8 protein-coding genes and 2 pseudogenes are annotated in these 10,325 nt (G+C 63.2%); all 10 read right to left on the bottom strand.

Annotation, left to right across the window (positions count from 1 at the left end):
* Positions 1–640, bottom strand: a pseudogene (locus KW842_RS09015) (flagellar hook-length control protein FliK); the annotation flags it as partial.
* 14 nt (positions 641–654) lie between these two features.
* Positions 655–984 carry a flagellar protein FliT gene (locus tag KW842_RS09010; RefSeq protein WP_218303730.1) on the bottom strand — a complete coding sequence of 110 codons (330 nt, stop codon included), beginning with the start codon at positions 982–984 and terminating at the stop codon, positions 655–657.
* 3 nt (positions 985–987) lie between these two features.
* On the bottom strand, positions 988–1,422 hold the full coding sequence (gene fliS / locus KW842_RS09005) for a flagellar export chaperone FliS (protein ID WP_218303729.1): 435 nt from the start codon (positions 1,420–1,422) through the stop codon (positions 988–990).
* 26 nt (positions 1,423–1,448) lie between these two features.
* Positions 1,449–3,254 carry a flagellar filament capping protein FliD gene (gene fliD / locus KW842_RS09000; RefSeq protein WP_373925155.1) on the bottom strand — a complete coding sequence of 602 codons (1,806 nt, stop codon included), beginning with the start codon at positions 3,252–3,254 and terminating at the stop codon, positions 1,449–1,451.
* 576 nt (positions 3,255–3,830) lie between these two features.
* Positions 3,831–4,136: pseudogene (locus KW842_RS27865) on the bottom strand (flagellar cap protein FliD N-terminal domain-containing protein); the annotation flags it as partial.
* Positions 4,137–4,352: 216 nt separating this feature from the next.
* On the bottom strand, positions 4,353–4,739 hold the full coding sequence (locus KW842_RS08995) for a flagellar protein FlaG (protein ID WP_218303727.1): 387 nt from the start codon (positions 4,737–4,739) through the stop codon (positions 4,353–4,355).
* 95 nt (positions 4,740–4,834) lie between these two features.
* Entirely contained in the window at positions 4,835–6,382 is a 1,548-nt protein-coding gene (locus KW842_RS08990) for a flagellin (protein ID WP_218303726.1), read from the bottom strand.
* 292 nt (positions 6,383–6,674) lie between these two features.
* Positions 6,675–8,267 carry a GGDEF domain-containing protein gene (locus KW842_RS08985; RefSeq protein WP_218303725.1) on the bottom strand — a complete coding sequence of 531 codons (1,593 nt, stop codon included), beginning with the start codon at positions 8,265–8,267 and terminating at the stop codon, positions 6,675–6,677.
* A 166-nt stretch (positions 8,268–8,433) separates the two neighbouring features.
* On the bottom strand, positions 8,434–9,081 hold the full coding sequence (locus KW842_RS08980) for a response regulator transcription factor (protein WP_218303724.1): 648 nt from the start codon (positions 9,079–9,081) through the stop codon (positions 8,434–8,436).
* 46 nt (positions 9,082–9,127) lie between these two features.
* Positions 9,128–10,318: a sensor histidine kinase gene (locus KW842_RS08975; protein ID WP_218303723.1), complete on the bottom strand. Its 1,191-nt coding sequence runs from the start codon at positions 10,316–10,318 to the stop codon at positions 9,128–9,130.
* Between the last annotated feature and the right edge of the window lie 7 nt (positions 10,319–10,325).

Genomic DNA, 10,325 nt, shown 5'->3' with positions numbered 1-10,325 from the left:
CGCCAGGCCGGGCGCCGGGCAGACCGGGCGCATCCGGCAAGTCAGCCGCCGGGCCAGCCGAAGCCGCTGCACCTGCCGGCAGGCCGGGGCGGGTACTGCTGGGGGGGAGGTTGGGCGCCTGGGCGCCGGGCTTGAGCTGGCCGGGTGCGGCTTCGCCGTCGGCGGGGGCTTCGGCATGATCGGCCGGCGCGCCAGGCAGGCCCGGAGGAGCTGGCGCCGCGCCAGCCGGCGGCTTGCCATTGCCCGGCACGTAGACAGCCGCACCTTGCGACGGCAGGGGGGCGGCTTCACCGCCTTCGGCAGCGCCGGCCTCGGTGTACAGCACGGTGGGGGCGCTGCCGGCCGGCGTATTGCCAAGCTGAAAAGTGGGACGCGGCTGGGCACTGAGTACGGTCAGCGGCACGTTGCTGCCAACCTGGGTATCGCCCGGCAGCATCATGCGGACGGCGTTGTCAGCCACCTTGACCAGGTAGCTGCCGTCCTTCATTTTCGACATTACCTCGGCGCTGACGGTCTGGCCGACCAGGCTCTGGATGGCGCGCTGGAAGGCGGCCTGGCGGCCGTCGCCAATGGCGGCGCCGGCGCCAGCGCCATCAGCCGGCTTGACCGGCGTGATGGCGGCGTCCAGGCGCGGCAACATGGCGCGCGCCTGGCTTAGACGCTACCGTAGGCGTTGACGACGCGCCGTTCAGTGCCGGTGGAGTTGATCAGTTTGGACAACTGGCTCATCCACGGCATGGTCAGGTCGCGGATCTGGCGGTCGGCGTTCAGCATCTGGCGTATCAGTTCGATCTTGCGCTCGCGCTCGGCGCCGTACATCGGCTGCTGCGGCTCCTGCTCGCGCAGCGCCTGCACATGCGCGGCGCTGCGCTGCTCCAGCAGCGCCAGCGCGTCCCAGTCGCTGCGCGCGGCGGCCTGCACCATCTGCTCGCTGAGGTCGGCCATGGCGGCGTACACGGAAAGGACGTCTTGAATCGTCATCATAAATCAGGCGCTCGCGAGGTTGGGTTGGGGGATGCCGCTGGCGGCAGGGGTGTCGGCGATCGCGTTCCAGGCGTCGCGCAACTCGGTCAGCAAACGCTGCACTTCTTCGATGATGCTCACATCGTTCTGGATGTTGGCGGTCAGCAGGCGGCCGCTCATGTATTCGTACAGCGCGTCCAGCCCCTCGGCGATTTCGCCGCCGGCTTTCTTGTCGAGCGCGGCGCGCAGGCCGCTGTCGATGATCATGATGGCCTTGGAGATGGATTTGCCTTTCTCGCCGATGTTGCCACTCTGTATGCCGCTCAATGCCGCGTTCAGCGCCACCAGCGCGCCGTCGAACAGCATCACGATCAGCTTGTGAGGACTGGCGGCCACTACCCCGGTTTCCATGCCAACCTTGGCATAGGCGCTGGCGCCAGTTTGTCGAGATCCGAACATACTTTCTCTCCTGTTGATGCGTTCCGTTACTTATTCGCCGACAGCGCTTCGAGCTGTTGCGTCAGGAACGACTGGGTGGTGTTCATGCTGGCGATGATGGTGTCCAGCGCCGTGTATTGCTTGCGGTAGCGGGCTTCGATATCCACCAGGCGGGCGCTGAACTTGTCGCGCTGCGCGGTGATATCCTTGACCGTATCGTTGAGGCCCTTGGTGCGGCCGGCGATGACGCCGCTGCCGCCCAGGTAGCCGGCCGCCAGCGTGTTGAGCTGGTAGGCATAGCCCTGCGAGAAACCAAAGGTGCCGCGCGGGCCGATCTCGTCACCGCTGACGGTCAGCTTCAGGCCGTCCACCGGTGCGCCCGGCGCGCCGGTCAGCGTCTGGCCATCGCCGGTGGCGGTGTAGCCGCCGATGGTGCCGGCCACGTCCACGCCCTTGACGGAGCTGGCGCTGCCGAACACGGTCGAGACTGCGCTGCCGGTGTCGCTGATCACCGTGACATTGGATTTGGAGCCGTAACGGGTCGATTCCAGTTTCAGCATGCCGTTGTCATCCACCGTCACCGCCACCGTGGCGCCGGCCTTGGAAAATTCGCTGACGCCGTTGATGGCCGACTGCAATGCGGTCGCCAGCTGGGCCGGATTGTAGGTGCCGGCCGGAATGCTGACCGATTGCGTGTTGCTCAGCGTCGGCGGGGTGGTGTCGTTCAGCGTGATGGTCCACTTGGTGTCGGCCGCGATGGTGGTCTCGGCCGGCAGTGCGAGGTTGCCGGTCAGCGTGCCCTTGCTGGCCAGCTGGGTGATGTTGAGCGCATATTCACCCGCCTGGGTCTTGGCGCTGGAGCTGACAAAACTGATATCCGGGTCGCTGCTGTGGCCGACGGCGGCAAACAGGCTGGCAATGTCGGCATAATTGTTGTCGATCGCCTTTTGCAATTTGCTGCCGTCCAGCGATAGCGTGCCGTCCTTCTGGAAGGTAACGCCAATCTGCGACAGATTGGTCAGGCTGCTGCCTTGCAAGCCGGTAATCGAGCTGGACAACTGGTTGCGGATCGATGCCTGCAGGTTGCGCAAGGTCGAGTTGCCCAGCAGCGGGCCGCCAGTCTTGGTCTCGGTGTTGTAGCCGCCGAGCGTGGTGATCTGGGTATTGAGTTCGTTGTAGGCCTTGACGAAACCATTGACTGCGCTGGTCAGGCCGCTGGTGTCCTTGGAGACCGCCAGCGTGCTGCTGCCGACCTTCAGCGCATTGATGGTGACGCCCGTGATGGCGCCGGAAATGGTGGTGCTGGAACTGGTCACGTCAATGCCGTTGACGGTGGCCTTGGTGTCCGAGGCTGCCGACTTCTGGCTGAGGTTCTGCACGCCGCCCGGATCGTAGCTGAGCAGGCTGACCAGCGCGTCGTCCGGCGGATTGCCGCCGGAACCGGACAGCGTGATCTTCATGGTCGAACTCTGGCCGGTGGCGGTCGAAGTCAGGATCAGGCGGTTGGGCGTGGCGCCGGTGCCGGTCGAACCGTCCGAGACGATGCTGGCGGTGACGCCGAAGTTGCCTTTGTTAATCGCTTCCATGATGCCGGTCAGCGAGTTGTTGCTGCTGTCGATGACGATGTTGCCGGCGGTACGGCTGGCGTCCGCGCCGAAGCTGGCGCCGAGGTAGGCACCGCCGACGCCGGCGGTCAGGCCGGCGCCGGCCGGGTTGCTGCCGCCCACGTTGATCGGGCTGCCGTCATTGGAAATCAGCTGGATTGATGCTACCGCCGTGGTGCTGGATCCGATATTCGCCTGGCCGCTGTTGCCGATGCCGCCGCTGACGCTGCCTGAGACTGCCTCGGCAATGGCGATATTGCTGCCGTCGGCGTTATGGAATTGCAGGTCGCCGCCGGCGGCGGTGCCGGTGAAGGTGATGTTGGCGTCGGCCAGCGCGCGCGCGGTGGCGGTGTTGCCGCTCAGGGCGGCGTCGATCGAGGCGGCGCTAACGCCGTCGCCGGCCGCCACGCCGTCTTCCTGCAGCGCGATCTGCACGCCGCCGACCGACAGCGAGTAGCTGCCGCCGCCAGCTGTGCTGACCTCGCCGAAGCTGGCAGCGCCGGCGCCGCCGAACAGGGTGGCGCTGGTGACGGTTTCGGTGGCCTTGGCCGAGACCCCGGTGGTGGTGCTCTTGGCATTGATGGCGTCGGCCAGCAGGCGCGCGCTGCGGGTGTTGTTGTCGGTGGCAATGGCTGTGCCGTTGATCGACAGGGCGCCGGGCGTCAAGCCGCCGGAGCTGAGGCTGGCGCCCAGCTGGGTGCCGGTGATGCCGAAGGTGCCGCCGCTGACAGTGCCCAGCGAGAAGCTGACCGTGGTTTTGTTGCCCAGGCCGATGGCTGCGGTGGTGCTCTTGAAGCCGCCGGTGGCCAGCGTCTGCGCCTGGGCGATCTGCGACACATTGATGCGGTAGCTGCCGGCCTTGGCGGTGCTGTTGGCGGACGCGGTGAAGACCGACGGATCGCCGGGCGAGGTGTTCATGGTCTGGAAACCCGACAGCGAAGTCAGGCTCGACAGCGCCGACTGGAAGGTGCCCAGTGCGCCGGACAGGTTGCCGAAGGCCGACACCTGCGCCAGGTAGCTGGCGGATTTTTTATCAAAGGTAGCGAGCGGCTGCGACTCGACCGCCATCAGCTTGCTGATGATGCTGTCGACCGGAAGATTTGAGCCGATACCGGCGGAGGAGATGCCCACTTTTTGCTCCTGTTTAAAACAATAATATAAGTCAATATCGGCAGAATCAAACCGGACTTGAGAGGGGAGATTACCCGCCAGTTCGCGCAAAGCTGAAAAAACAGGCAGTGTTGACAGGCTGATACCGCGCAGTTATCGGCAGCAATGAGGGAGTTGGCTTCCTGAGCAGGATGCCATAGATGGGAAAAAAACGGCGCGCGGGGTGCGCGCGCCGCTTCAGGCGGTCTGCTGGATCAGCAGGCCGGCGCTGCTGGATTTGCTTTCCAGCGCTTTGGCGATTTCCAGGGCTTCCGGGGTCGGAATCTGGCGCAGGACTTCCTTGGTGCTTTGATCGACCACTTTCACGACGGTGCGCTTGGTGTCGCTATCGACCGAAAACTCCAGCCCCTGCGATTTGGCCTGGGACGACTTGTTGAGTTGCGACACGGCCTCGTTAACCTGGTCCAGCGTCGGTACGGCAGCGCTGCCTTTGACGGCGTTGGCTGTTTCTACCGCGGTGGCTGGCGCACGCGCAACGCCCTGCGCCGCGGTGGCGTCGGAGCTGACCGGCGAGCGGTCTGCGGTACGGGCCGAGGTGGCCGTGCCTATGGTATCGATAGTCATGATGCTTCCTTTACGAAAAATCCCCGACTGAACGAATCAGTCGGGGAACCTGGTCAGAGCGTTAGATTGTTCCCTAAATCAGCTCATTCCGGGGCTTAGCCACGCAGCAGCGACAGCACGCCGTTCGGCAGCGAGTTGGCTTGCGCCAGCATCGCGGTACCAGCTTGTTGCAGAATCTGGCCGCGGGTCATGCTTGCGGTTTCCGCAGCGAAGTCGGTATCCTGGATACGGCTACGCGAGGCAGACAAGTTCTCGGTGGTCGTGTTCAGGTTGGCGATGGTCGAAGCGAAACGGTTCTGGATCGCACCCAGGTCAGCACGGTTCTTGTTGATCTGGTTCAGCGCCGAGTCAATGGTCAACAGGGCCTGGTTCGAGCCTTCGATGGTGCTGACGTCGATCTTGTCAACCGAAGCCAGCTGGCTGCCTACCGATGCGCCGCCGGTGATTGCGCCAGCGCCGCCGGCGGTCACGATCGAGAAGCCGCTGTCGGACGAGAAGTCGACAGTGCCGCCGACCGTGGCGGTGCCGGTCATGTCTACTTCAGTGGCTGGTACCGGGGTGCCGCTGGCATCGTCAGGCAGGTCAACGCCGCGCAGCTTGGCATTGGTCATGGCGCTGTTGGTGTCATCGGTGGTGCCGACAATCTTGATGTCGTCGCCAGCGTTGTTGTCCAGCTGCAGTTCTTTCTTGTTGGTGGTCTGGTTGATCTTGATGCTGGCGGTCACGTTGGTGGTGCCGCTTTGTGCATTGATCGCCTGTGCCAGCGCCGACAGGTCGCCGTCTTTCACCGAAGCCGAAATGGTCACCGCTTCCGAGTTGGCGCTTTGCAGCGTGAACTTGACACCCTTCGACACACCCTGGTCAGCGGCGGCTACATCACCGCTGGCGTCGGTGCCGATATTCTTGATGGTGGCGGTGGTTTTGGCCAGCGCGCTGACGCCGCTGCTGCCGGTCAGGGCATTGACGTTGGCGGCAATCGTCTTGGCGCTGTCGCCGGTTTTTGCCAGCACCGTGGTTTCCACGCCGGCGCCCGAGCTGATGGTCATGGTTTCATCGGCGATCAGCAGGTTGTCGGCGGTAGCGGTTGCGCCACCCAGCGTGCTGGTGCTGTTGACCGCTTTCAGGGTATTGTTGCCCAGATCGCCAGCTTTAGCGCTTTGCACGCCAACGTTGATGGTCTGGTTCGAGTTGGCGCCTACCTGGAACTGGGTGTTGGTCAGCGAACCGTCCAGCACGTTCTGGCCGTTGAACTGGGTGGTGTTGGCCACGCGGTCCAGTTCTTTCGACAGCGATGCCACCTCGTTCTGGATCGACTTGCGGTCCGATGCCGAGTTGGTGCCGTTGGCCGACTGGACTGCCAGTTCGCGGATACGTTGCAGCAGGTCGCCGGCGGTGCTCAAGCCACCCTCGGCCGTTTGCGCCAGCGAGATACCGTCGTTGGCGTTACGTGCGGCCTGTTGATTGCCGCGAATCTGCGACGTGAACCGCTCGGAAATAGCCAGACCAGCAGCATCGTCCTTGGCGCTATTGATACGCAGGCCGGAGGACAGACGTTGCAACGAGGTCGACAGGCTAGCTTGCGACGTGGTCAGGTTACGTTGCGAATTCAGCGATGCAATATTAGTGTTGATGACTTGTGCCATGATGTTTCTCCAAACTTGTACTACGCATTGTGGGCAAGGTGCCTCATGTGGCCTTGGTCTGCCTCCCTGTTCCGAGACAATCAAACCGCAGTTATTACCGGTAACGGGTTCCCGTATGGAAAGTTTAGGGAAGAAAAGGCCTTAAATTTTCATTTTCGGCCCTAAAGTTCGTCATGCATGCGCGTCTAAACGACGCTGAAAAATGAAACTTTAGGGCGAAAAAAGATTTATTTTCGACATAAAAAAAGCCCGGCGCAGGGCCGGGCTCGGGGCAGCTGGGGCAAAAACTGGCTTATTCGGCAACCACCACCCGGTTTTTGCCCGTCTGCTTGGCGGTATACATGGCTTTGTCGGCGCGCTTGACCAGCTCGGTCTGCTCTTCATTGGCGCGGCGCAGCGCCACCCCGGCCGAGAAAGTGATCAGCACTTTCTCGTTATCGTGCAGGAAGAAATGCTTGGTCAGCTCGCGCTGCAAGCGGGTCATGGTCGAGGCGGCTGCTTCGACGGTGGTTTCCGGCATCAGGATCAGGAATTCCTCGCCGCCGAAGCGGGCGATCACGTCCATCGAGCGCAGCGTGTCCTTGACGATCTTGACCAGGTGCTTCAGCGCCGCGTCGCCGGCGATGTGGCCGTAGGTGTCGTTGAGCTTCTTGAAATCGTCCAGGTCCAGCACGGCGATGCACAGCGGCGTGCCGCGCCGGTCGGAGCGGGCGGTTTCGCGCTCGAACACATCGTCCAGGCCGCGGCGGTTGAGGCTGCCGGTCAGCTGGTCTTCGCGCACCAGTTCGCTCAAGTGCTGCAGCTTGGCTTCCAGCGTGTGGATGCGCGCCTCGGCGTCCTGCACTTCCTGCTTGGCCAGCATCATCTTGTCGCGCGCTTTCAGCGCTTCGCTTTGCACCAGCCGGGTTTCTTTCAGCACCTCGTCGAGGATGCTGTTGAGTTCGGAGATATTGTCGGCCTTGCTGATCTTGTCGGAATAGCCGCCGATCTTCTCGTGGAAGTCGCCGGTCGAGGCTGCCACCTGGCTGAGCCGGTCGATAAAGGTCATCATCATATTCTTGACGGTGAGCTTGACGTCCGCCAGGCTGTGCTTCAGCTGGCCTTGTTTATAGATGACATCCTTCAGGCTGCGCGTGGCTTCCTCCAGCGCGCGCACGTCCAGCGGGCCGGCGATCAGGTTCTGCACCGCCTCGATCTGGCCGCGCAGCCAGCTGTCGTCGTCCAGCAGTTCGTTGACGTTTTCCAGCAGCAGCTTGAATAAGCGCAGCAGCAATTCCTGCTGCTCGCCGCTGTCGCCGCCGCGCACTTCAATCTGGTAGCACAGCTGTTTCAGGCGCGCGGCGATCTCGGCCAGCGCTTCTTCGCTGTGCGCCAGCTTGGTGGCCGCGCCCAGCGATTCCGCCTCGGCCGCCAGCACCGGCGCGCCGGCCAGCAGCGAGGCCACCGCGAAGGTCAGCGTGCGCGACAGCAGATCGCGCAGGCTGCGCGCCTGTTCGCTTTCTTCGCTGGGCAGGCCGGCCACTTCGATGCCTTTCTTGGTGCTGGTAAAGTGTTTTTCCACCAGCTGCGACAGCGAGCGCGCATAGCCTTCCCAGTCGCGCGACTTGACCGCGCGGTCGAAGCGCCGGCCGAACTCGGCCAGCTCGCCGGTCTTCTCGGTCATGCGGGTGGCGAACTGGCTCAGCACCGACTCCGGTCCCGGCTCGCTGCTGCCCAGTGGGGCGGCAGGGGCAGGGGCAGGCTCGGGCGCGATGCCGGCAATTTCGTGATAAATGTCGCGATAGGCTTCCGGCGTCGGCGCAATGCGGCGCACCGCCAGGCGGCGGAACGCCTCGCGTGCGATATCGGCCGGATTTTGCTCGGGCGTGGTGGGTTTGCTGGACATGATGACGCGCGTACCTCTTTATGGATTACCAATTACGCCTATGATAAGCGCGCCCCGCCGCCGGTATTGCCCGAAATAGGGGCCGGGAAGTGGCTTTCATCAAAGCATTAACAATTTTTCTTTCAGCAACAATAAATTCGCTGCCACATTGCTATCTTACCCGGCCTTATTCAATAAGTTGATTTTTAATTGCATAATGAGTCAGTTCGGCGCTGTTCTTCAGCTTCATTTTGACCAGCAGCCGGGCCCGGTACTCGCTGACCGTTTTGACCGAGAGCGACAATTCCTTGGCGATAGTGCCGACCGTCTTGCCGGAGGCAATCATGGTCAGCGTCTGGTATTCGCGGTCGGACAGGGTTTCATGCAGTGGCGCCTCGTGGTCGTCGCCGACGTGGTTGGCCAGCTCCTGCGCCAGCGCCGGGCTGATGTATTTGAGGCCGCCGGCCACCTGGCGGATCGCCGTTACCAGCTCCTTGGGCGCGCTCTGCTTGGTCAGGTAGCCGGCCGCGCCGGCTTTCAGCGAGCGGATCGCATACTGGTCCTCGCGGTGCATGGACAGCATCAGCACCGACAATTCCGGCTTTTCCTTCTTGATCTGCTTGAGCACCTCGATGCCGTTGCGGTCGGGCAGCGAAATGTCGAGCAGCATCACCTGGCACTCGGATTTGCGGAACAGCTTGATCGCGTCGAGGCCGTTCTCGGCCTCGCCCGCCACCACGATGTCGCGCGTCTCGGCCAGGATTTGCTTCAAGCCTTCGCGCACAATGGCATGGTCGTCGGCGATGAAGACCTTGATGATGGCTTTTTCTGTCATGAACCTTTATACCCTGTTGTGTCCCGCCGCTGTGTTCTGAGACACACTATTTCGCGGTAGAAATGTTTTCTTCCGCTATTGTAGCGCCAGCCAGCGGCGTCGCGACGCTGTCATGGACAGTATCGCGCTTAATTTTAATCGCCACCACCGTGCCGCCGCCGCTGGCGTGGCTCAGGCTCAGCGTCCCGCCCAGCACGCGCGCGCGTTCCGCCATGCCGCGCAGGCCGAACGAGGCCGGCTTGCTGCGATCATCCTGGCGGATGCCGTCGCCGTTGTCGCTGATCTTCAGGCTGACGTGGTAGCGCAGCCGCGCCAGCTTGACACTGACCTTGCTGGCGTTGGCGTGCTTGGCGATATTGGTCAGCGCCTCCTGGGCGATGCGGAACAGTGCGGTGGCCTGGTCATTGTCCAGGCCGATGTCGCGCTGGTTGGCGCTGAAGCTGCTGGCGATGCCGGTCTGCTTGGCGAATTCCTTGACCTGCCACTCCAGGGCCGCCACCAGTCCCAGGTCCAGTAGTGCCGGGCGCAGGTCCAGGGAAATGCGGTGGATGGCTTCGATGGTGCGGTCGACCAGTGCATCGACATAATCGGTTTTTTCGCGCAGTGCCGGATCGGCGGCCGCAGCGCTGTTGTCCAGCCGCGCGGCCAGCATCGCCACCGCCATCTTGATGGCGGTCAGGTTGCCGCCCAGCTCATCGTGGATTTCGCGGGCGATGCGGGTGCGTTCCTGTTCCTTGACGCGGTCGGTGTGCGCCGACAGTTCGGCCAGCCGGGCGCGCGAATGGCGCACTTCCAGCTGTTCCAGCTTGCTGTCGGTGATATTGGTCATGATGCCATCCCAGCGCACCGCGCCGTCCGGCAACTGGTGCGGCGTGCTGCGCAGATTAATCCATTTAACATCCTTCCATGCCTCGACCCAGATGCGGCCTTCCCAGTTCCAGCTCCACAGCGCCCTGGCCGAAGCCTGCATCGCGTCCAGGTAGGACTGGCGGTCCACTTCCAGGATCAGCGCCAGGAAGCGCTGCGGTTCGGCGTGCAGCTCGGCCGATGGCACGCCCAGCAGCGCCAGGCAGCCGTCGCTCAGATAGGGGAAGCTGACCTTGCCGTCAGGGCGCAGCACAAACTGGTAGACCAGGCCGGGGGTGTTGGAGACGATGGCGGCAAAGCGCGCGCGCACCTGTTCCAGCTCGGCGGCCAGCGCCAGGCTATCGTGTTGGGAGTGGGGAAGTGCGCTCATGGATGCC

This window comes from Duganella sp. sic0402 (assembly GCF_019219065.1).
Lineage (GTDB): Bacteria > Pseudomonadota > Gammaproteobacteria > Burkholderiales > Burkholderiaceae_D > Rugamonas.
Note: the sequence above shows the minus strand (reverse complement) of the source record. Positions and strands in the feature narration are given on the sequence as shown.

Coding starts and splice junctions, on each gene's coding strand:
- KW842_RS08975 (WP_218303723.1), bottom strand. CDS start 10,318: ATGAGCGCACTTCCCCACTCCCAACACGATAGCCTGGCGCTGGCCGCC.
- fliS (WP_218303729.1), bottom strand. CDS start 1,422: ATGTTCGGATCTCGACAAACTGGCGCCAGCGCCTATGCCAAGGTTGGC.
- KW842_RS09010 (WP_218303730.1), bottom strand. CDS start 984: ATGATGACGATTCAAGACGTCCTTTCCGTGTACGCCGCCATGGCCGAC.
- KW842_RS08980 (WP_218303724.1), bottom strand. CDS start 9,081: ATGACAGAAAAAGCCATCATCAAGGTCTTCATCGCCGACGACCATGCC.
- KW842_RS08990 (WP_218303726.1), bottom strand. CDS start 6,382: ATGGCACAAGTCATCAACACTAATATTGCATCGCTGAATTCGCAACGT.
- KW842_RS08995 (WP_218303727.1), bottom strand. CDS start 4,739: ATGACTATCGATACCATAGGCACGGCCACCTCGGCCCGTACCGCAGAC.
- KW842_RS08985 (WP_218303725.1), bottom strand. CDS start 8,267: ATGTCCAGCAAACCCACCACGCCCGAGCAAAATCCGGCCGATATCGCA.